This window comes from Actinomycetota bacterium, assembly GCA_004297305.1.
GTDB lineage: Bacteria > Actinomycetota > Actinomycetes > S36-B12 > FW305-bin1 > FW305-bin1.
On the sequence record SCTR01000011.1, the window covers coordinates 149,897 to 169,502 of the forward strand.

The following is a 19,606-nucleotide window of genomic DNA, read 5'->3' on the forward strand; positions in this document are numbered from 1 at the left end:
CACTTTTCACTTCAGACGGCCACTTCGCGCTTGCGGGTGGCCGTTTCACTTTGCGTGGACACGAGTCGAGGCGCTGTTTCACTCTGCGTGGACACGACTTAGCGCCCGACAGATGAAGCGTCGGCGGCTCCTCGACCCTGGCGTTGACGGCGTTTGTGGTCGACGCCTGCGACTGGGTAGCGCGCGGGTGTCAGGCGCACGGGCCGCTTCGGCGTTCGAGGGCTGCTCTAGGCGTCGACGGCGAAGGCCGCCGTGTATTCCGTTCCGCCGAGGTGCTCGTACACGTGGGTGGTGGTCACGCGGTTCCAGTGGTGTCCGAGAAGCACCGCGAGGCCAAGGGGTCCGATGAGGAACAGGTGGATGTCGCCCTTGACGTGTCGTCGGGCGAGGTCTCGGATCGCGGTTGCGACGCTGTTGGCGTATGACGGCGTGGGTATGGCTTTGGCGCCTGTGTCTGCGCTGGGTTGGACGGTGAGGATCTTGTTGACGGGTAGTGCCGCTGAGCGGATCCAGTCGGCGGCTACGTCGGCGGCGTCGGCGGCCACGTTGACGATAATTGCGGTGTCGGGGCCGCTTTCGGCGTGGTGCTCGGTGACGGTGATGGCGTCGCTTGTCGTTGGGGTTTCGCCGGTCCAGAGTTGTTCGCCTTGGCGGATTCCGACTTCGTAGCCGAGGACCCGGCGCAGTTCTGTGCCGACGAAGAAGCCAGTGGCCTGCCGCAGGTGGCCGGTGATGAGGATGCGCTTGTCCCCATTGAGTTGTCCTGTGATGGTCCGAATGTCGGCGGCGAGGTCGTCCCACGTGTGTGGCGGCAACGGGGCGACGCGAGTCCAGTCGGTGGTGCCGTCGATGCGGTCGACCCAGTCGATGCTGACGGCTGCTTGGTCGGCGAGTTCGTCGTGCTTGATGGTCGCGACTGAGACGGTTGTCCAGGGGGACCCTGCCTGGAGTTCCAGTGAGGCGACCGCGTTCTTGATGACGTCGAGCGTGATCCGACGATGGCCTGCGATCACCTGCCTTTCGATCCAACCTGCGCCGAGAGTTAGGGCGGCATCGTCAGATCGGAGGCCGTTGGCGGTCATGAGGAGGCTGGTTTCGCGTCGGAGGCGGTCAATGTCGTAGGCGACGTCGAGGTGGAAGTTGGCGAGGAAAGTGAGGAGTCCTGCCTCGTCGGTGTCAGCCTTCTCGGCCCATTCGGCTCGTGCCTTCCCTCGGTCGGACTTGGGTCCGCCCTGTGCTGCGCGTGGCAGGAGGCGTCCGTCGCGGGCGTCTCGGTCCGTGACTAGGAGGTCGTTGGGGTCGATGGTTCGGTTGGTGACGAGCCGCATTTGCGCTGGCGTCCCGGCGTTTGTCAGGTCGGCGTAGGTCTTGACCATCTTGCGGAGGACGCCGCTCTGGTCGAGGTAGTCGAGGTTGATGGCCGTGCGGTGGTCGACGGCGTATTTGACCTGCATGTAGGTGTGTGGCGGTTGGGCTCGGTGGAGGACGACGTCGTCGCCGTTTCCGACTCCGGGTTCTTCGACGCCGACGGCGATGATGGCGTTCGAGTTGTTTCCGGTGAGGTCGTCGTGGAGCGCTTCCATGCAGCATCGCCAGGCGTGGAGCCATTGGTAGTTGTCGCCTGCGATTCGGACGCCGCTTGCGCTCGGCAGTTGGTTGCTCGTCACTGAGGCTCCTCGGTGTGATTGCCCGCTTGTGGGCGCGTCAGGTCACCTGCGAGTCGTACCTCGCAGGTGCGTGGCCTGACGGTGACGATTCGCCTCGTGTCCAGCGTGTAGCCGTCATCGGTGTTGCGCACGACGACGAGGGTGGGGTTGGGCGTGCGGGGGTGCTTGATGGAGAAGACGGCGAGGGTTGCGAGGTCGGTGGTGCTTGGGCCGACGTCGGCGGGGTGGGTGTGCCAGTCGCCGAGGTAGCCGAGGCGCGGGTCTTCTCGGCGTGCTGCGTGGACAGCGGGCTGCGTTGCTCCGGCAGGGATCTTGTAGTGGTGCCGTCCTCGATCTGGGCTTGCAATCTCGATGGCGCGAGTGACCCAGGGTTGGTTGTCGAGGTGGACGCCGACGAGGATGCCGCCGGTCTCGTTGGGGTGAGCACGGGCGGCTGCTGCGAACATCGCCGCCTTGGCCGATTCGGAGATGACGAGCAGTGGCGTGGGGGTGCGTCGATTCATGCGACGCCACCGTGCGCAGGCGGGTCGAGCGTGCCGGTGCGGTCGAAGGGAGATTCCCGTGCTCGAAATACGAGGATGCGCTCGTCGGGTCGCTGGTCACGCCCGGTGAGGTAGTCGATTGCGGCATGTGCGATGTCTGCGGCGGTGCCGAGGACGGCCGTGGGCGGCGCGTTGTTGATTGGCGCGGTGCATCCGAGTTCGAGGAAACCGCTGTTGGGCTCGGTTGGGTCGTCCGGTGGGAGGTGGTAGTAGTTCGCGTCGGTGGGTCGGACGGCGATGGGGGTGTCGCCGTCTGCTTGGCGTTGGACGCGCGCGATTGCGCCTTGGTGGAAGATCGCGCCGGTGATGAGTGGGGTTCCGGTGCGGTGGCACACGTCGGCGAGGGCGGCGGACATGGAGTAGATGCCGGTGCAGTCGATGACGAGGTCGACGCCTTCGATCGCGGCAGTGAGGCCCGCTGGGTCGTGGGGCAGCGCACCGTGGCTGTCGACGTCCGTCCAGGGGGCGTGGTCGTCGATCGTCATCGACAGGGCGAGGGTCTTTGGATAACCGACGAGGTACTGGTTGCTGACGTGGCGGACGAGGTTGCCGGTCTTGAGGTAGTCGTCGTCGTGGAGCCGGATTTTCGTGACCCCGGAGGCGGCCAGTGTGACGGCGACGTGGCCGCCGACGGAGCCAGCACCGGCTAGCAGGACCGTCTTGTCGGCGAGGAGTTCGACGTCAGGTCCTGCGCGGCGCTTCCTGGCGGTCGCCTCGTTGGGTGTGGCCGACATGGCTGATGCTTTGAGCGAGTCGCCTTGGCCTTCGAATCCGACAACTACGGCGTCGTGTTCGCGGTCGTGGCGAGGCCACGCGAGGACGATGAAGTCGTAGCCGCCGCTTGGCTCGGCGAGGGCGGTGGGCGCTCTCTCGTCGAGCCCCCGTTCGAGGTCGGCCTTCTGCTTCCTGGTGAGCGCGGCCTTGATGTCGTCGAGGTTGCGCGGTGGGCTGCCGATGTCGCGCCGCAGGTAGACCACGCCGCGCAGGTGCTCCTCGTTGGGCTTCTGCTCAGGCAGAGCGGCCGGTTTGAGCATAATCGCTCGTCTGCCTTGTTTGGTCCCGTTGAGGGGTGCGCGGTATCCATTGCTTCCGGCCCGGATGAGGTCGCCGAAGGGAAGTTCTGCCTGGTAGTTGTTGCGTTCCTCGAACAGGAGGTAGGCGTCGAGAGCCCGGTCTTCGAGCCGGAAGCCTCGCTGCGCTACCTCAGCCCATTCGTCGAGCCGTGCCCACAGGACGTCTGGGTCTTGTGCTGCAACCTGGGCAGGGTCGTCGTCGGCCCACAGGCAGATGGTGCCGTCGGCGGCGTGTTCGGTCTTGAGCCTGTCGACAGTGATGTGCGCGTACCGGAGCGGCCAGCCCTGGGGGAACCAGACCTGCATGCGAGTGGCGTCAGTGAGTGGCTTCAGACTGTCCCGGATGGGGCCGGTCCACATGGCCTGCCCGGTGCTCGGTACCGGCGAGAAGCCTGTGTTGACCAGTGCAGCGCAGAACTGCTCGAAGGCGGCGTCGTCGTAGGTCTCCAACGGAGGATTACCTGTGACGACGTGCGGGCCAGGGAAGGGCCGCGAACCCGCGAGGATCGTTGCTTCCGACCGCGCTCACGGCTGTCACCGCTCCGACGGGGAACCCGTTCGCGTCGCAGCCCTCGGGAAGCGGAAGGACGCGGCCGCGCTCGTTGGTGCCGAGGATCTCGCGCCACATCTTGGCGGCGCGGCATCGCTCGGAGTCGAGGGCTTCGCGTGCCTGATCGGCGAGCCTGTTCAGGCCTTGGGCGGCCGTGGTCCACTGCCACGAGTCGAGGGCAGGCTTCATCGGGGTGCCGAGCACCGGGTCGGGGAGACCGTTGTCGGCGCAGTCCTCGAACCGCTTGGCGACGTGCTCCATCGTGGAGATCAGCAGTTCTGCCCAGGTGGATCCAGTGACGAGCCGGTCGCCCCAGACGTAGTAGGCGGCGACCTCGGTGAACAGCCCGCCGGGCCGCTCCTTGCCGAAGTGGACGTGTCGGATCTGGCGAAGGAGCCTCACAACCGGGCGGTAGGCGTTGACGCCACCGACGGTGGGACTCCAGGTCGCGATGGAGAGAGCCTTCGTGTCGTTGGCAAACTTGACGGGGTTGGTCTTGATCCACCGCTTCTCGTCGTTGTTCCAGAGGTCTCGGTCGCGGTTCGGAATGCCCCAGTGCTCGCCCCAAGAGACGGCCGGAACGGCGTCAATGGAGAAGGACACATCGAACTGGTCGTCGGGGTCCGGGAAGACGATCTTGAGTGACCGGGCCTGCCGCGTGACGCGTCCTCCGGAGCCGTCGTCTTTGAGTCCGTACTTGGCGACGAGGACGCGCTCGACAGCGTTGTAGACCTTCTCGGGGCTGTGACGGACCGTGAGGTTCTTGAACCGGAGGAAGACATCGACGTCCTTGCCGGGGTACCTGGCGGTCTGGCGCGCGTAGGAACCGATGAGGATGGTGTCGATTCCCCAACCGCAGAGTTCCTCATCGGCTTCCAGCAACTCGCGGACTTCTGTGTGCGCCGCGATTGCCCGCTTCTCCTTGTCGCCGCTGATCGTGACGTTGCGGACCGCCTGCGCGAACTCGTTGCCGAGTGTCTCCATGGTTCCCATCCCTTGTTCTGTCCTCGCTCCCGGTGCCGCCGACCGTACGCCTCGGCACCGACAGTTCCGGGACGACGAGCGCAGGCCCGGCTGCCGGTACCGACTGGCCGTGATGCGGTCTTCCGCCCTAGGTACGCGTCAGGCGGTTGCCTCGGCGTGGAGGTTCTCGTGCACGAGTTGGCCGAGGAGGTGGACGAGGGCGATTTTGACCTTGTCGTCGGTGAAGAAGATGTCGGCCATCTTGTTGTGACTGGTCTGGTTGCCGAGGACGGCTTCGACGACGGCGTCGGAGAGGTCGGGCGACTCCATGAACTGCTTCTTGGAGTTGGTGGCGGCCTGGTTCTGGATGGTGTCGTCGTCCATGAGGACGGTGACGACGCCTTCGACCCAGGAGCGCTGCTCGGCAGGGGTGAAGTCTTCGCCTGCGAACAGGTCATTGACCTTGTTGAGGATCTCCTCGAAGTGGACCATTCGGGGGTCGTGCTTCGCGCCGGTCCCGGCTGCGGACACGGGCTTGAGCGGGTCGGCCTGTCCGTCCTTGAGGTTGAGGGCCTGTTCGCTGGTGCGGCTCTGCTTGATGTGGGTGAGTTCGACGGTGGAGAAGTCGATCTCCTGGTTGCGCTGCTGCTTGGTCAACTGGCGGGCGAGGAACCGCAGGTAGAGGGACCGCTTCTCCAGGTCGGTGTCTTGGTAGTTCACGATCTGGGAGAGGTAGTCGTAGAGCCGGATGAAGGAGCCGACGTCCTTGCGGAACAGGTCGAGGTCTTCGATGGTCGGCTTGTCGCCTGCTTCGACGGCGGCGTTGTAGCGGTTGTTGAACCGGTCCTTGGCTGCCTTGAGCGGGGCTTGGAGGGCGCTGTTGCCCTTGCCTCCGACGTACGCGTTGGCGAAAGCGTCGACCTCGCCGGGGGTGTAGATCCCTGCGGCGTCCAACTTGGCTTGGAGGTCGTGAACCAGGTCGGGGTCGGTCTCGCCTTCGATGGTGGCGGTCTCGTAATACTGCTTGAAGTCAGCCAGGATCTGCTCGGGGTCGTTGCGGAAGTCGAGGACGAAGGTCGTGTCCTTGCCGCCTGCCGGATAGGTGCGGTTGAGCCGCGAGAGGGTCTGCACGGTGGAGACGCCTCGGAGGATCTTGTCGACGTACGTGGCGCACAGCAGCGGCTGATCGAACCCGGTCTGGAACTTGTTGGCGACAAGCATGATCTGGAACTGGTCAGTCGCGAACGCCCTCGGCAGTGAGCGGCCCCGCAGGTCCGGATTGAGGGTGCTTTCGGTGTAGGGCGGGGTGACGCCGGGGAACGCGACGCCTGGTACGTCGATGGAGCCGGAGAACGCGACGAGGGTGGCGACGTCGTTGTAGCCGCGCTTCTTGATGTAGGCGTCGATGGCTTCCTTGTACCGGACGGCCGCTTCGCGGGACTCGGTAACAACCATGGCCTTGGCGTGACCGTCGAGGAGGTGCCGCACGTTGGCGCGGTAGTGCTCGACGATGATCTGCACCTTCTGCGCGATGTTCGTCGGGTGGAGCGACACCCAGCGCATGAGGCCCTTGGTCGCTTCGGCCTCGTCGACCATCTTGACTTCGGACAACTTGGCCTTGCCGTCCTTGGCTTGGGCCTTGACCTTCTCGGCGATGCGGAAGGCGGTGTCGTAGGTGGTGTAGTTCTTGAGGACGTCGAGGATGAAGCCCTCTTCGATGGCCTGACGCATCGTGTAGGTGTGGAACGGTCGCGGGACACCGTTGGAGTCCTTGCGGCCGAACAACCCCAGTGTCTTCGGCTTGGGCGTGGCAGTGAACGCGAAGAAGGACAGGTTCTTCGACTCGGCTCGTTCCTCCATCTCGGCGGCGAGGATGTCCTCGACCGCGACCTCTCCACCGTCCTCGACCTCTGCCTGCTCCTCGGCGGTCAGCACCTTTCGCAACTGCTGGGAAGTGCGACCGGTCTGGGACGAGTGGGCCTCGTCGGCGATGATGGCGAACTTCTTGCCCGCGAGGCCCTTGTTGGCGGCGATCTCGGCCATCGCGAACGGGAAGGTCTGCATCGTCACGATGACGATCAACTTGCCGTTCAGGAGTTGCTGAGCGAGGAGGCCGGACTTGGAGGTCTGGCCGACCTTGCGGGCCTCGTCGATGTTGATGCGGGCGACGGTCCCGGCGGTGCCTTCGATCTGCTTGATGGCCTGCTGCAACTGGTCATCGAGGACGTTGCGGTCGGTGACGACGATGACCGAGTCGAACACCTTCTCGTTGTTCTCGTCGTGCAGCGTCGAGAGGCCGTGGGCGAGCCAGGAAATGCTGTTGGTCTTTCCTGACCCGGCAGAGTGTTGGCCGAGGTAGCGCTGACCTGCACCCTCCGCCTTGACGGTGTCGAGCAGGTTGGTGACGAGTTCCCACTGGTGGAAGCGCGGGAACAGGAGCGTCATCTTCTTGGTCTTCGCACCGGTGATGGGGTCGATGTCGTCGCGGTGCTCGATGTGGAGGAACTTGCCGACGATGTGGAGCCAGGCGTCTCGGTCCCAGACGCGCTCCCACATGTAGGACGTCGCGGAGCCGCCGGGGTTGACCGAGTTACCGGCTCCGCCGTCGTTGCCCATGTTGAACGGCAGGAAGAACGTGCCGTCGCCCGCCAACTTGGTGGTCATATAGACCTCGTCGTTGCTCATAGCGAAGTGGACCAGCGCACGTGAACCGTACTGCAGCAGCGGCTCGCCCTTCGGGAGCCGGTCCTTGCGGTACTGGATCGTGGCGTCCTCGACGGTCTGCATCGTGTCGGTCTTCAACTCGACCGTCGCGACCGGCAGCCCGTTGATGAAGAACACCAGGTCAATGGCGTCGCTGGGCTTCTGGCGCGAGTAGTGGACCTGCCGCATCACACGGAGGCGGACCTTGCCGTATCGCTCCAGCGTGGCCTCGTTGAGCGTGGTGGCGGGCTTGAACTCGCACATCTGGAACTTCGCCGGGGTCTTCTTGAACCCCTTGCGGAGCACGTTGAGCGTGCCGCCACCCGCGTCGAGTGGGGCGTCGAGCGTCTTCACCAGCCGGTCCAGGAACTGCTCACGCGCCTTCTTCTCGTCCGCCGCACTCGCACCGGGCTTGAGGACCTTCGCCAACTCGTCCGGCTGCGTGTCCGCCAGCCACCCGAACACGTCCTCGGGGAACAGCGCGCGGTCCTTGTCGTACCCAGCGTCGGTAGCCGAGTACAGCCAACCGTGGGCCGCCAGGTAGGCACACAGTTCGTCCTCGAACGCCTTCTCGTGCTCCTGCGCCACGTCAGGCCACCTCTCCACGCACATCGATCTGGCCCGTCACCGCAGCAGTGATCAAGGCAGACCGGCGCTCCTTCGCCACAGCCACAATCCCCTCGGCCTCGGCGATCAGAGCGTCGATCTTCTTCGTCTGGTCATCGAGGTAATCGGCGATCGCGCGCTGCTCCTCGAACGGCGGGAACGGGAAAAGTTCGTCGAAGTACGCCGCTTGGTCGAGGTTCTGAATGCCGGTCGTCTGGTTCACCGAGCGTGCCGTGAGCCGGGTCGAGTAACTCGCTGCGTGGGCATACAGCCAATATCTCGGGTGCTGTCCACGAGCGACACGCAACCGAGTCAGGAAGTTTGACGACACCGCAGGACGGGCTGTGCCCTCAAAGACCCCGACGAAGCCCACCGGGTTGATCGCGGTGCCACCAGACTTTTCCAGCAGCAAGTCATTCGGGTGAAGGAGGCGAGGAAGTCGGTCCGACGCTTTCACGGAGCGCACTGTCGGAATCTCATCGGACACACGCAACCGAGGTCGATCGAAGTCGGCCACCCTCACGCACAGCACGTCGTCGTCATCTCCCACCGGCTCGGCTCCCCACACACCGACCTGGGTCGAGGCGACCGAAAACTTGAGGCGCTTTACGTCCCAGTGCTCAGGAACGGCCCCTAGCCAGTCCGCCCCCGAGTCGACTAGACGTGCTGCTCGATCCAGACCCGTTGTGACCGCTCGGGAGATGACGGCTATGCGGCGCTCCTGCAGGACCTGCACAAGTCCCTCCTGCTCTGAGATCAGCGTGCCGATCTTGGCAGTCTCGCGGTCCAGATAGTCGGCGATGGCCCGCTGCTCGTCTGGCGGGGGCAGCGGCATCTCTATCGACCCGATGTGCTGCAGATTCAATCCATCTCGCAGGTCTCCGCCCGCCAGGTTGCGAATCGACTGGTAGTTGGAAGCGAGCCAGTAGTAGATGAAGCGGTGGTCGATTCCTTGGCCCGGCACAATCGCTGCCATTGACTGATTCGTCGTGGACGGAATTTCCAGACGCGCGGGGGTGCCCTTGGTCTTGCCTTGCCCGGCGAGGGCGATCACTACGGAGCCGCTTGGTACCCAACGTGCACTGCTGTTGGCGAGAGCCTCCTCGGTGATGAGTTCCGACGGCTGTGTAATCACGCCGTCATTCACTGAGCCGGAGTTCAGCCACGGGACTGTCCCACCCTGCCAGTAATCGGGGTTGCTCCTGTCAGGGGTCCCTCCGGCATAGATCCGGGCAAGCCACTTGAGTGCAGCAGCGGACCAGTGCGATGGGAGACACGGAGCCCACTTCACTCCCTCGCCGTAATCCTTGTAGCCAGGTAGAGCCGTCATGCTTCGACTTCCCGCAGCATGTTGAGGACGCGAGCAATGCGGGCTTCGAGGTCGGCGTCGATTTCTTCGAGAGCGCGTGGCGGCTGGTACCGATAGAAGAGCCGCGTGAAGGGGATCTCGTAGCCGACCTTGGTCCTAGTCAGGTCGAGCCAAGCGTCAGGCACGTGGGGCTGGATCTCGTTCTCGAAGTACGCCTGGATGGCTTGGTCGCGCCCGTCTGCGCCGAGCGTGTTGCCGCCGTAGGTGAATGGCACGTTCTCGGTGTCGCGGAGGTTGGTGTCGGGCTCGGGGTCGCCGTGCCTGTCGTAGCAGATGTCTGCTTCGTCGTCGTGTTCGCCGAGCGCCTGCCAGAGCGCCTTGCGCTGTGGCGTCGAAAGTGTGATGCCGTGGTCGCGGAGGTGCGGATTGAGGTCCTTGAGGAAGGCTTCGCGGTTGATATAGGTCCCCGTGTGGAAGGCTTCGAGGCACTCGCGGAGCGTGTCCTGGTCGAGTGTCTTGAGGGGCTTGGCGGCGAGTGCTCGTTCGATGCGCTCAGGGGCGCAGGTGAAGTTGAGCCGGAGCGGGCGCTCGACGGTGATGGTCCAGTAGCCGAATTGGTCGTTGGTGAGGACCTTGGACTGGTCGTTGTCTGCGAGGTTGTCGTAGAGACGCATGACTGCTTCGCGGGCTGAGTCGGGGAGTTCGCGGTTCTTGGAGCCGAGGCTCTTGCGCATCTTGACGTACATCTCTGAGGCGTCGATCAACTGGATCTTGCCGACACGCTCGGGCTGCTTGGTGTTGTCGAGCAGCCAGATGTAGGTGGCGATGCCGGTGTTGTAGAACATGTTGGTCGGGAGGGCGACGATGGCTTCGACCATGTCGTTCTCGATGAGCCAGCGGCGGATTTCGCTTGGCCCGGACTCGGCTCCACCGGAGAACAGCGGTGAGCCGTTGAGGACGATGGCTGCTCGGCCGCCGCCGTCGCCGATGGGGCGCATCTTGGTGGCGAGGTGTTGAAGGAACAGCATCTGTCCGTCGGAGATGGGCGGGGTGCCGCCAGGGAAGCGGGTGTGCTCCTTGCCGCGTTCGACGTCAGTGAGGACGTCTTCTTGGGATGCCTTCCAGTCGACGCCGTAGGGCGGGTTGGAGAGGCAGTAGTCGAAGGCGCGCCCGGCGAACAGGTCCTCGGCGAGGGTGTCGCCCAACTTGATGTTGGCGGGGTCCTGACCCTTGGCGATCATGTCGCTCTTGCAGATGGCGTAGGACTGGTCGTTGATCTCTTGGCCGAACAGGGTCAGACGGGCATCGGGGTTACGGCTCTTGAGGTGCTCGTCGGCGACGGAGAGGAACCCGCCGGTGCCTACCGTGGGGTCGTAGACGGTGCGGACGACGCCCTTCTCGGTGAGGGCGTCGCCGTCCTCGGCGAAGACGAGGTCGACGGCGAAGCGGATGGCGTCGCGGGGAGTGAAGTGCTCACCGGCGGTCTCATTGGATGCTTCGGCGAACTTGCGGATGAGTTCCTCGAACAGGTCACCCATCTCGGCGTTGGACACGACGTCGGGGTGGAGGTCGACGTCGGCGAACTGGGAGACGACGATGTAGAGCCGGTTCTTCTCGTCGAGTTTGGCGATCTCGTTCTCGAACCCGAACCGTTCGAAGACGTCGATGTTGGCGGAGAACTTGCTCAGATAGTCGATGAGGTTGTCGCGGAGGCCGTCGGGGTCCTTCTTCAACTTCGCCAGGTCGTAGGCGGACGTGTTGTAGAAGTTGAGCCCGAACTCGCGGCGGGCCTTGATGTCGAGGATCTCGGGCCGCGTCTCGGTCTCGGCGAGGGCTCGGACCTGTTCGCGGGTGGGTTCGAGGATGCAGTCCAGGCGACGGAGGATCGTCATGGGGAGGATGACGTTGCCGTACTGGTTGGGACGGTAGACGCCTCGCAACTGGTCGGCGATGGACCAGACGAAGTTACCGAGGTTGCTCATTCAGACTGCTCCGCTTCTGCTGCGTTCAAGTAGTGCCGTATGTCGTTATCGGCAGCAGACGCCTTTGACCCGAGCAGGGGGCAGCGGCGTCAGCCGGTCGACGCGGCGCATACACACTGTCAACAGCCTTCACTCTAGGCAGCGGCCGACGCGGCGTCAGAGGTTCGAGCGAAGGCGGAGGGCATGGACCGATGATCCAGACCGTCGTCAACGGCCGACTCTGCACCGACGGTCACACCAAGCACATCAGCGACCTCTTCCGCCGGTCCGCGCCCGTCGTACACGAAACCGTCGCCTCCCTCGCGCAGCGCTACGCCACCATCATCGACACACGCGTCTGACAAAGAGCCGACGACCCCGGCCCGCTCCGGCCGGGATCCTTTCACGTCCAGGCAGCCGAGCGCACCCATGTCCACCTAGACTGAAACGCATCCATCAGTCGTGTCCACGCAAACTGCAACCCAGCAGCAAGCGTGTCCACCCAGAGTGAAAAACGGGCTGGCCTCGACGTGAAATGCCACGCTCAAACAGCGAGCCGCTTTGTCCACTCAAACTGAAAGGTCACAGCGCCGCGCTGCCCGGGGCTACGGCTGGCCGGCGTCGGCTGCCCGGCATACGGCGTACGCCGTACGGCTGCCCGCCGTACGGCGCTAGTGGTCCAGCAGGCCCAGTTCCCGTGCCCGGGCGACGGCCTCCGAGCGGGAGGACACCCCGAGCTTGCGGTACGTCGACAGCGCCTGCGACTTGATCGTGTGCGGCGACAGGTACAGCCGCTCGCCGATCGCGCGGAACGACAGGTGCGTGGGCAACAACGGCAGCAGCCGCACCTCGGCGGCCGTCAGCATCGTCAGCGCGGGATTCTGCAGGCCGTCGGCGAGCTGCACGCGCAGTGCCGTCGCCCGCTCGGCGAGGACGCCGACGTCCGGCCGTCGCCGCAGCACCGCGTCGGCCTCGTCCAGCAGGACCGCCGCCGGAATCCGTTCTCCGGCAGCGATCATCCCCTCGGCTACCACGAGCCGGACCTGCACCGACAAGTGCGGCAGCGAGTGGGTCAACTGGGGGCGCAGCTCGGCCAGCACCCCGACCGCGGCGCGGTACGCCTCGACGTCTCCGTCGTGGCGGGCGACCCGCGCGTCCAGGGCGTGCACCGACGCCGAGGTCGGGTAGGCCTCGAGGCGACCCTCCCGGGTCAGCGCGACCGCCAGGTCGCGATGCTGCCGCGCGGCCGGCCAGTCCCGGCCTTCGACGGCCAATAGGCCCAGTTCGGCGATCGCCACCTGCCGCGCCACCACCGCGTTCCGCTCGGCGCCGAGCTCCGCGGCGTCGGCAAACGCCTCGGCCGCCTGCTGATCGGCACCCGCCAGCAGCGCGGCGATGCCGCCTTGCAGGAGCGCGGTGGCCTGCAGCGGACTGGTGCCGCCCAGCCTTCGCAGCGCCTCCTGCGCGTCGTCGAGCATCGCCGCCGGACCGTCCCGGCACAGCAGCGACCGGACCAGCGCCTGCCACGCCGCCAGCGTCGACCCGTCCGGCAGCACGCGGTCGGAGGTGGCCGCCAGCGCGCGGTCGGCCCACCGGTCGGCCTCGGCCGCGCGGCCGTTCAAGGTCAGCAGGTACGCCCACATCGCGGCGAGTTCGGGGCGCCGTTCGACCACACCGCGACTGGCCAGCCGGTCGAACCAGCGCTGCGCGGTGACCGCCTTCCCGGCCGCCCACAGCGGCTGCCCCAGGGCCAGCACCAGGGCCGCAGCGACGTCGTCTTCGCCTGCCTCCCAGGCATAGTCGAGCGCGACCAGCGGATCGCCGTGCTCGTGGGTCCAGCGCGCGGCCCGGGCTCGCAGCTGCGGCAGGGCAGCCGGATCGTCCCGTTCGAGCTCGGCCAGCAGCAGGCCGCGCAGCAGGGGGTGGTACCGGTACCACTGCCGGTCGGCGTCCATCGGCAGCACCAGGAGGTTCGCCGTACACAACCGTTCCAGCAGGTCACCCGAACCGGATCGCTGCAGGACCGCGTCGCACAGCGGACCGGACATCCGGCGCAGCACCGACGACCGGCGCAGGAACGCGACCAGTTCCGTGTCGAAAGTCGCCATCACCTCGGCGTGCAGGTACGACGCCAGCACCCGGTTGTCGCCGTTGACGGCGGTCGCGTCGAAGAACCCGCCACCCCGGCGGGCCGCGGTCGCCGCCAGATAGAAGGCCGCCGGCCAACCCTCGGTGCGCTCCAGCAGGGTTCGCACGTCCTGCGGACCGGCGGTCACCCCGGCGTACGACAGCACGGCCTGGCCCTCGGCCTCGGTGAGCGCGAGATCGTCGGCCAGGACGTCGGCGACCCCGTGCTGGAGCCGCAGCCGGCCGAGCGACGGCACCTCGCTGCGACCGACGAGTACCAGCTGGGACGCCGGACCCAGCCCGGCGATCAGCACGTCCAGCACGCCAAGGGTGGCCGTGTCGTGCAGGACGTGGGCATCGTCGAGGACGAGCACCACCGGATCCAGCTGCCGCAATGTCCGGGCCACCCGGCGCGGCGAGAGCCGGCCGGGCGCACCCGTCGCGGCCTCGCCGGCCAGTGCGGCTGCCACCCAGGACAACAGCGTCGCCGGATCGTCGTCGTCGGCGACCAAGGTGACCCAGGCGTGCGGGCGGTCCAAGCGTGCGACCCATTGGGCCACCGCCGTCGACTTCCCGTAGCCGGGCGCGGCCACGACGCTGACGATCGGCACGCGGGCCGACTCGAGCCGGGAGCACACCGCGTCGCGACTGACCAAGCCCTGTCGCAGCGGGGGCGCGGTCAGCCGCGGGTCGTCCGGCGGCCGCCCCGCCAGGCGAACTCGGGGATGGAGCTGACGCGGCCGTCCGGTCGCGGCCGGCTCAGTCCGCTCGGCTCCGCGCTCAACCACCCAGCTATCCCGTCGTCGTGCGCTGGGACAGGCGCGTGAGATCCCGCAGGGATGGTGCCATGACGGACGACGACGTGGCAGGAAGGCATGACCTTCCCGTACCGGAAAGTCTCCGGCGCTACCGCCGGAGGGGAAACGACCTGCGACGGCTCGTCAGGAGCCGAGGATCTTCGCCTTCTCCGTCGCGAACTCCGCATCGGTCAGGACGCCCTGCGAGTGCAGCGCCGCGAGTTCCTTCAGCGCGTCGATCGGGTCCCGGCCCGCGGCCGGAGCCGGCGCAGCCGGGGGTGGTGCGTACTGCGGCGCCGGTGCGGCGTACTGCTGTTGGGCGTACTCCTGCTGGGCGGCTTGGTCGTCCTGCGCAGCCCAGCGCTGCTGCTGGCGGCGATTCACGCGGCCGGCAACCGCCGAAGCGGTTCCGGCGACGACGGCGGTGCGGGCGACTCCGCGGAGCAGACCGGGCATCGTGATTCCTTTCGGGACAGCGGGGTCGGGCGTCGGCCCCTGTCAGGGCTTCGGCGGCAGGACGTCGGCGCCCTCAGGCTTCGGCGGCGTCGAGTGACGCGAGCAGGGCGGCAGCGGGGATGCGGCCGCTGGCGACCAACTCTGCTCCGGATCGGCGCAGTGCACCGACGAACGGTGCGGCCCAGGTGTTCTCGTACACGACGATCCCGGCCGAACTGCCAGGCTCGATGACCGTGCCGGCGTCGTTGATGTCGCCGTCGTCGAGCAGGCCGGACGACGCACCTTCGAAGACCGCGAGGTCGAGTTCACCGTCCCCGTCGAGGTCGCTGAGCGCGACCACACTGACCGTGCCGTCGACGTCCTTCTTGACGAAGACCAGATCGAGGATGCGGATGATGCCCCGGTCGACGAGGTCCACCAGGATCGGGAACGCCTCACCGGTACGCCGGTCGCCGGGGAATTCGACCACCAGGTAGTCGACCGGGCCGACTTCGAGGTCATCGGACATGGGTGCTCCTCTCCGCGGCGCCGACCCGACGCCAGCGTGCGCAAGAACCTCGCATCCGCGCGGCGCGCGGCGCATCATCCGTATCGGAGGAAAGCCTGCACCGCGCCCGGCTTCACCCCGACCGGGGGATGGTCCCGCGCCGATCGAAACGATGTGATGCGACCGTGGCGAACCCAGCGAACGAGACGCCGACGATCAAGCCGTCCAATCCGACGATCGCGGAGCGCGCCGCCACTGGGCGTGCCGCCCGGAAGCGATCGCCCCGCCAGTCGCACGGGGCCTGGGTCGCCCCGGCCGACCGCGCCGACCCGATCGCCGTGCTGGAAGGTCAGGCGGTGGAACGGGTCCCGGAACTCGTGCCGATCCGCTACGGCCGCATGCTCGCCTCACCGTTCGCGTTCTACCGGGGCGCCGCGGCGATCATGACCGCGGACCTGGCCAGCACCAGCCCCACGACCGGCCTGACCGTGCAGTTGTGCGGAGACGCCCACCTGTCGAACTTCGGTGTGTTCGGCTCGCCGGAACGACGCCTCGTGTTCGACCTCAACGACTTCGACGAGACGCTGCCGGGGCCGTTCGAGTGGGACCTGAAGCGGCTCGTCGCCAGCGCCGAGATCGCCTCCCGGGAGAACGGCTACTCCCCCAAGCAGCGCCGCATGATCGTCGCCGGGACGGTGCAGGAGTACCGCAGCGCGATGCAGCAGTTCGCCGTCCAGCCGCACCTGGCGGTCTGGTACGCCTCTCTGGACGTCGACTCGATCCTGTCCGGCGTCGGTGCCCATCTGCAGGCCGACGCCCGCCTGAACAAGGCCCTGGCCCGGGCCCGGACCCGCGACAGTGCGCAGGCCTACGCGAAACTAGCCGGCACCGTCGACGGCCGGCCGCGGATCCACGCCGTACCACCGCTGATCGTGCCGATCGAGGACCTGGTCCCCTCCGGTGAGGCCCAGACCATCTACGACCAGCTGGCGGCCCTGGTCGAACAGTACGGCGCGACGCTGCAGGCCGATCGTCGCTGGTTGCTGTCCGGCTACGACCTCGTACACGTCGCACGGAAAGTCGTCGGGGTGGGCAGCGTCGGCACCCGGGCCTGGATCCTGCTGCTGCAGGGAGCAGACGACCGCGACCCGCTCTTCTTGCAGGCCAAGGAAGCCTCCGCATCGGTGCTGGAGGCCGAACTGCAGCCCAGTCAGTACGCCAACCACGGCGAACGGGTGGTGACCGGGCAGCGGCTGATGCAGGCGGCCAGTGACATCTTCCTCGGCTGGGTCCACACCACGGGCATGGACGGCAGGCCCCGCGACTTCTACGTCCGGCAGCTGCGTGACTGGAAGGGATCCGTTGTCGTGGAGACGATGTCGGCCGACCGGATGCAGGCCTACACCCGATTGTGCGGCTGGACGCTGGCCCGAGCCCACGCCCGTACCGGGGACCGGGTCGCCATCGCGGCGTATCTGGGCGCCAAGCCGGTGCTCGTCGATGCACTCTGCGAGTTCGCCACCACGTACGCCGATCAGAACGAACGGGACCACGCGGCGCTGCGGGCAGCCGTGGACTCCGGCCGGGTCGAGGCGGTGACGGGCCTGTGAGCGACGCGACGGTTCCCAGCGGACCGCAAGAGCCTGACGAGCTGGCACGTGAGGTCGAGCGGCTGCGGCAGGAGAACGAGGCATTGCGCACCGGGAACAACGGTCGCCGGGTTGCGCTGTGGCGCAGCATCGCCGCCGGAGTGTGCCTCGTGCTGGCCGCCGTACTCACCGTGCCGGCCGTCGTGGGTTTCTGGGGTCAACGCACGATCACCGACGCCCAGCGCTACCTCGACACCGTCGGCCCCCTTGCCGCCCAACCCGAAGTGCAGGAGGTCGTCGCCGATGCGGTGGTGAAGGCGTTCCAGGAGCGGGTCGACGTCCAGGCCCTGGTCCAGGACACCTTCGGCGGGGTGATCGCGGACCGGCCACGACTGCAGGCCCTGGTCCCGCTGCTGTCCACCGCAGTCGACAACCTGGTGTCGCAGACCGCGCACCGCGTCGTGGCATCGCCGCAGTTCCAGCAACTGTGGCTGCGGGTGAATGCCGTTGCCCAACAAGCTCTTATCGACGCCCTGGAAGGCGAGACCAACGGCGCCGTGCAACTGCAGGGCGATCAGGTCGTCCTCGACATCGGGACGGTCATCGACGAGGTGAAGAAGCGGCTCGTCGATGCCGGCCTGACGATTCTGGATCGCGTCCCGATCCCGCAGGTGGACCGGCAGGTCGTCCTGCTCGACGCACCGGCGCTGGCGCAGGCACGCACGATCTGGACGTTCGCCAAGCCAATCTCGTTCTGGCTGTTGCCCATCGTCGTCCTGCTGTTCGCCGGGGCGTGCCTGCTGGCGCGGCGCCGGGCGCGCATGGTGCTCACCGTCGGCGTCGTCCTGGTGGTCGCCGCGGCAGTCCTCGCGATAGCGCTCTCGGCAGGCGAGAGCCAGTTCGGCAACGCCCTGCAGGGCACCGTGTTCGGGCCGGCGTCGACCGTGTTCTGGGAGACGTTGTTCTCCTACCTGCACAGCAACGTCGCGGTGCTGGCGGTGCTGGGCGTGATCCTGGCGGTCGTCGGCTGGCTGGCCGGCGGCACCCGCGGCGGCATCGCCGTACGCCGGTGGATCGGCCGCGCCCTCGCCGGTGGCGGCGCTGCGCTGCCCGAAGGACCGCTGAGCACCGCCGGTGCCTGGCTGGCGCGGCGGCGTACGGCGGCCGCCGTCGTCGTGGTCGTGCTCGGGGTGCTCGTGCTGCTGCTCGGCGGCACGATCACCGTGGCGAAGGTGCTGTGGACCTTGGTTGCCGTGCTGGTCGTCCTCGCGGTGATCCAGGTACTGGCCGGTGCCGCCCGCAGCGCGGCCGGCCCGGAGCCGATGGCAGCCGATCCGGTCGCGACCGGTCCCGCCGCCGCGGGCCCCCCAGCAGTTCCGCCCGGCAACGCTGGGAGCTGAGCGGTGCGGCTGGCCCTAGCATCGGCGCCGTGACCGGCGCGGGTTCCCTGCCACCTCTGGGGCGGCCGTTCCGCATCCTGGTCGTCTGTACGGCGAACATCTGCCGCTCACCGGCCACGGCTGCGCTGCTCGGCGCGGGCCTCGACCGGGTGGCGCCGGGTGCCGCCAGGGTGCGGTCGGCCGGTATCGCCGCCGTGGCGGACCAACCGGCGTGCGATGTCGCCCGCAAGCTCGTCGCCGAGCTCGGACCCGACCCGGTGTCCTACGACGAGCACCGCAGCCAACCGATCTCGCCGGACCTCGCCCGGTCCGCCGACATGATCCTGACCGCAGACCGGGGTCACCGGGCTTGGCTGATCGAACGCGCCCCCGACGTGCGGGCACGGCTGTTCACCTTGCGGCAGGCGGCGTCGCTGGCCGGCACGGTGGGCGCGACGCTGCGGTCCGGAAAGGTCCCGGACGGGGCGCCCCCGCTGCCGCCGCGGACCGAGTTGGCGGACCGCCTCGAATGGTTCGTCCAGGAACTCGACGCCGCCCGCGGCCTGGTCGCGCCGGTCGCCGGCTGGCAACGCGGCGTGGCCGCCCTGGACGCCGACGACATCCCCGACCCGCACGTGGTCGGCACCGACCGCCACAGCGACGCGATCGACCGGATCGACGACAGTGTGCGCCGCGTCGTGCAGGCCGTCGCCATCCTCGCCTGGGTCTGACCCACGTAGCTGCGGCCCATTCGGTTCGGCGTTGCCGGCGCTGGGTCGACCGCTCCAACTCGACCCAGTCGGGTTGTTTCCCGATCCCGCGTCGGGGTGGTGTTCCCGAACCGCGGTCGTCCGGGGGAGGTGTTGTGGGGGTGGGGGTTAGGGGCGGCCGATGCCTTTGTAGGTCCAGCCTGCGGTGCGCCAGGTGTGGGGGTCTAGGGCGTTGCGGGCGTCGAGGATGCGGGGGTGGGTGACCCAGGTGGCGGTGGTGGTGGGGTCCAGGTCGCGGTAGTCGCGCCATTCGGTGAGCAGGATGACCAGGTCGGCGTCGGTGAGGGCGGCTTCGGTGGTGGGGCTGTAGGTGAGGGTGGGGAACAGGCGGGCGGCGTTGGGCATGGCGTGGGGGTCGTGGACGGTGACGGTGGCGCCGTGCAGTTGCAGGGCGGCGGCGACGTTGAGGGCGGGGGAGTCGCGCACGTCGTCGCTGTCGGGTTTGAACGCTGCGCCGAGGCAGGCGATGCGGGCGCCGAGCAGGGACCCGCCGAGCAGGTCGCGGGCCAGCTCGACGGTGCGGGTGCGCCGCCGCATGTTGATCTCGTCGACTTCGCGCAGGAAGGTGAGGGCTTGGGCGACGCCGAGTTCGCCGGCGCGGGCCATGAACGCGCGGATGTCTTTGGG

13 protein-coding genes and 1 pseudogene are annotated in these 19,606 nt (G+C 67.5%); 3 read left to right on the plus strand and 11 right to left on the minus strand.

The annotated features are described in order from the left end of the window. Positions 1-227: 227 nt before the first annotated feature. The 10 genes from EPO13_12145 to EPO13_12190 all read right to left on the minus strand — a co-directional run bounded on the left by EPO13_12145 (position 228) and on the right by EPO13_12190 (position 15,262). Complete coding sequence (locus tag EPO13_12145) at positions 228-1,667, minus strand: SAVED domain-containing protein (protein ID TAK68291.1); 1,440 nt, start codon at positions 1,665-1,667, stop codon at positions 228-230. Continuing rightward, positions 1,664-2,170: a hypothetical protein gene (locus tag EPO13_12150; GenBank protein TAK68292.1), complete on the minus strand. Its 507-nt coding sequence runs from the start codon at positions 2,168-2,170 to the stop codon at positions 1,664-1,666. The genes EPO13_12145 and EPO13_12150 overlap by 4 nt, the downstream gene beginning before the upstream one ends. Next, the gene (locus EPO13_12155; protein ID TAK68293.1) at positions 2,167-3,732 is read right to left on the minus strand and encodes a ThiF family adenylyltransferase; all 1,566 of its coding nucleotides are present in this window, start codon (positions 3,730-3,732) and stop codon (positions 2,167-2,169) included. The genes EPO13_12150 and EPO13_12155 overlap by 4 nt, the downstream gene beginning before the upstream one ends. Positions 3,733-3,739: 7 nt before the next feature. After that, positions 3,740-4,816 carry a nucleotidyltransferase gene (locus EPO13_12160; protein TAK68294.1) on the minus strand — a complete coding sequence of 359 codons (1,077 nt, stop codon included), beginning with the start codon at positions 4,814-4,816 and terminating at the stop codon, positions 3,740-3,742. Between the two features lie 138 nt (positions 4,817-4,954). Beyond that, positions 4,955-8,086 (minus strand): type I restriction endonuclease subunit R, encoded by a 3,132-nt coding sequence (locus EPO13_12165; protein TAK68295.1) that lies wholly within the window; start codon positions 8,084-8,086, stop codon positions 4,955-4,957. Position 8,087: 1 nt separating this feature from the next. Then, a complete protein-coding gene (locus tag EPO13_12170) occupies positions 8,088-9,434 on the minus strand; it encodes a restriction endonuclease subunit S (protein TAK68296.1) in 1,347 nt (448 codons plus the stop codon). Then, a complete protein-coding gene (locus tag EPO13_12175) occupies positions 9,431-11,395 on the minus strand; it encodes an SAM-dependent DNA methyltransferase (protein TAK68297.1) in 1,965 nt (654 codons plus the stop codon). Before EPO13_12175 ends, EPO13_12170 begins: the two co-directional genes overlap by 4 nt. Before the next feature lie 650 nt (positions 11,396-12,045). Continuing rightward, positions 12,046-14,112 (minus strand): hypothetical protein, encoded by a 2,067-nt coding sequence (locus tag EPO13_12180; GenBank protein TAK68298.1) that lies wholly within the window; start codon positions 14,110-14,112, stop codon positions 12,046-12,048. A gap of 330 nt (positions 14,113-14,442) precedes the next feature. Next, on the minus strand, positions 14,443-14,754 hold the full coding sequence (locus tag EPO13_12185) for an SHOCT domain-containing protein (GenBank protein TAK68299.1): 312 nt from the start codon (positions 14,752-14,754) through the stop codon (positions 14,443-14,445). Positions 14,755-14,827: 73 nt separating this feature from the next. Continuing rightward, positions 14,828-15,262 (minus strand): DUF1269 domain-containing protein, encoded by a 435-nt coding sequence (locus EPO13_12190; protein TAK68300.1) that lies wholly within the window; start codon positions 15,260-15,262, stop codon positions 14,828-14,830. A 128-nt stretch (positions 15,263-15,390) separates the two neighbouring features. Here EPO13_12190 and EPO13_12195 point away from each other — a divergent pair, with 128 nt between their 5' ends. The 3 genes and pseudogenes from EPO13_12195 to EPO13_12205 all read left to right on the plus strand — a co-directional run bounded on the left by EPO13_12195 (position 15,391) and on the right by EPO13_12205 (position 18,427). Then, on the plus strand, positions 15,391-16,851 hold the full coding sequence (locus EPO13_12195) for a DUF2252 domain-containing protein (GenBank protein ID TAK68301.1): 1,461 nt from the start codon (positions 15,391-15,393) through the stop codon (positions 16,849-16,851). Further along, entirely contained in the window at positions 16,848-18,230 is a 1,383-nt protein-coding gene (locus tag EPO13_12200) for a hypothetical protein (GenBank protein ID TAK68302.1), read from the plus strand. The genes EPO13_12195 and EPO13_12200 overlap by 4 nt, the downstream gene beginning before the upstream one ends. 56 nt (positions 18,231-18,286) lie before the next feature. Then, positions 18,287-18,427, plus strand: a pseudogene (locus tag EPO13_12205) (low molecular weight phosphatase family protein). 660 nt (positions 18,428-19,087) lie between these two features. On the opposite strand, the gene EPO13_12210 reads toward EPO13_12205, so the two are convergent. Continuing rightward, a partial coding sequence (locus tag EPO13_12210; protein TAK68303.1) for a UDP-glucose/GDP-mannose dehydrogenase family protein occupies positions 19,088-19,606 on the minus strand: 519 nt, incomplete at its 5' end.

Excerpts from the sequence above, each read along its gene's own strand:
- EPO13_12150 (TAK68292.1), bottom strand. The coding sequence starts at position 2,170 with ATGAATCGACGCACCCCCACGCCACTGCTCGTCATCTCCGAATCGGCC.
- EPO13_12160 (TAK68294.1), bottom strand. The coding sequence starts at position 4,816 with ATGGAGACACTCGGCAACGAGTTCGCGCAGGCGGTCCGCAACGTCACG.
- EPO13_12170 (TAK68296.1), bottom strand. The coding sequence starts at position 9,434 with ATGACGGCTCTACCTGGCTACAAGGATTACGGCGAGGGAGTGAAGTGG.
- EPO13_12175 (TAK68297.1), bottom strand. The coding sequence starts at position 11,395 with ATGAGCAACCTCGGTAACTTCGTCTGGTCCATCGCCGACCAGTTGCGA.
- EPO13_12185 (TAK68299.1), bottom strand. The coding sequence starts at position 14,754 with ATGCCCGGTCTGCTCCGCGGAGTCGCCCGCACCGCCGTCGTCGCCGGA.
- EPO13_12190 (TAK68300.1), bottom strand. The coding sequence starts at position 15,262 with ATGTCCGATGACCTCGAAGTCGGCCCGGTCGACTACCTGGTGGTCGAA.
- EPO13_12195 (TAK68301.1), top strand. The coding sequence starts at position 15,391 with ATGGTCCCGCGCCGATCGAAACGATGTGATGCGACCGTGGCGAACCCA.